Origin of the sequence: Archangium sp. (assembly GCF_036389735.1) — a bacterium.
In the GTDB taxonomy this organism is placed as follows: Bacteria; Myxococcota; Myxococcia; order Myxococcales; family Myxococcaceae; genus Archangium.
In genome coordinates, this window is the sequence record NZ_DASVWK010000918.1 from 1 (window position 1) to 2266 (window position 2266).

Annotated in this window: 1 protein-coding gene; it reads left to right on the plus strand. The window is 70.2% G+C overall.

Annotated elements, in window-relative coordinates; translation table 11 throughout:
* Window positions 1–2180: translocation/assembly module TamB domain-containing protein (locus tag VF794_RS32675; RefSeq protein ID WP_331117033.1), on the plus strand; the 2180-nt coding region annotated here is incomplete at its 5' end.
* Between the last annotated feature and the right edge of the window lie 86 nt (window positions 2181–2266).

The window sequence follows — 2266 nt, forward strand, 5'->3', positions numbered from 1 at the left end:
CCGGGCTGAGTTCCACCATCTCCGTCATGCAGGGGCCGCTGGTGGGGGAGGTCTCGGGCCGGGTGGAGATCGACAGCCCCATCGACCAGTTCGCGGGCCTGGTGGCGCTCGAGTTCAAGGACACCCTGTACTACGGGCGGCACATGGGCAACGGCTCGGCCCGGCTGCGCTTCGACGATGGCCAGGCCATGGTGCTGGAGCGCTCCGTGCTGGAGGGCCCGCTGGGCCGTACCTGGGTGGAGGGCTCCTTCTTCTTCGCCGGGCCCGACAAGGGCAAGCTGGACTACCGCTTCGGGGGCGACGGCCTGTCCCTGGCGGAGCTCGTCGGGCCCGAGTCGGCGAAGCGCCTGGGGGTGCAGGGCACGCTCGCGATGGAGGGCAAGGTCGAGGGCGACACGGACCTGCCCATCACCACCGCCCGCGTGTGGGGCCCGCAGGTGACGTTCGCCGATCGCAGCCTGGGCGGCATGGACCTCGAGGCGCGGCTGGCCGGGCGCGAGCTGATGGTGGCGGGTCGTCCCTCTCGCGACACCAGCGGTATCCTCCGGCTGCGCGTGCGCGAGCCGTACTCCTTCGACGCGGCGGTGACGCTGGAGCTGCCGGAAATCCGCCCGCTGCTGCCCACCAATGCCTTCACGCAGGAGCTGTCCGGCTCGGTCAAGGCCGTGGTGATGGCGCAGGGCGCGCTGCTCAACGCCCAGGCCATCCAGATGAACGCCACGGTGGAGCGGCTCACCCTCTCGCGCGGCGAACTCTCCGGAGCCACCGACGGTCCCGTCGCCCTGAGCTACGCCAACGGGCGGCTGGACGTGCCCTCCTTCACCTTCCGCGGGCCCGACACCGAGCTGTCCGCCGCTGGCTGGGTGGGGCTCGAGCGGCTCGAACTCTTCCTGCGCGGCAGCATGGACCTGCGCCTGCTGGAGTCCCTCTCGCCCATGCTGGTGCGCACCGGAGGCCAGCTGGAGCTCAGCGCCGTGGCCGGTGGCAGCCCGCGCGCCCCGACCCTCGCGGGCGCGGTCCTCGTCACCGACGCCCGCATGTCCCTGAGGGACCAGCCGCTGTCGCTCCGGGCGCTGTCCGGCCGGGTGGCGTTCACCCAGGAGCACATCCTCCTGGAGTCGCTCCAAGGTCTGCTCAACGAGGGCCGCCTACAGGCCAGCGGCGACGTGCGGCTGGATGGCTTCCAGCCCGCCGAGGTGCTGGTGAACCTCTCCCTCACCGACGTGGCCACGCGCTTCCACGAGGACCTGCCCTTCAGCACCACCGGGCAGCTGTGGCTCACCGGCAACCCGGACGCGCTGCGGCTCGGCGGCGCGCTGGACATCCGCAACCTGCGCTACCGCCGCGGCCTGGAGCTGGACGACATCCTCAAGCGGCTCGCCCGGCGCAGCGTGCTGCCCACCGCCACGGAGCGGCCCCGCGAGTACCTCACCTTCGATGTCGGCATGCACCTGGGTGATGTGCGCGTGGACAACAACCTCGCCCGCACGCGCCTGCTCGGCTCGCTGCGCCTCACCGGCACCAACGTGCGCCCGGGTGTCCTCGGCACCGTCGAGACGGAGGAGGGCAGTCAGGCCTTCTTCCGCAACAACCAGTTCACCATCAACCGCGGACAGATCGAGTTCCAGGACCGCTTCGGCATCGACCCGGTGTTCGACCTGCGCGCCCAGGCCCAGGTGCGCGAGTACCAGGTGAAACTGCATGCCTTTGGTCGTCCGGCCGCTCCCCAGGTGCTCCTCACCTCGGAGCCGGGGCTGTCCGAGGGGGATGTCATCTCGCTTCTCACGCTGGGTCTGACGAGCACGGACAAGGAGACGGCGGCCTCGGCCAGCGCGGGCCTCGCCGCCGAGGCCTTCTTCAACATCTCCGGCCTGGACAAGCAGGTGAAGCGCTTCCTGCCCAACAACCCCGTCCTCAAGGACCTGTCCCTCCAGATTTCCACCACCTACAACGACGCCACGCAGCAGGCGGAGCCGACCGCTCGCTTGGAGTCGAAGTTCCTCACGGAGCAGCTTAAGATTGGGTTGACGCAACCCGTCAGCGGACGTGGTACTCGCGCGCGAGCCGAGTACCATTTCGACAACCGCCTCTCCGCGCGAGCCCAGTGGGACAACGAGAACATCGAGAACGCCTTGGGCAACCTCGGACTCGAGCTCAAGCTGAGCTGGGAGTCGCAGTAGCGCTCGCGCTCGGGCTGCTGCTGGCGTGGACCGCGGCGGCGCAGGCTCCCGGTGTCGAGTCGCCGCCGATTCCGGTGGAGCCCGCG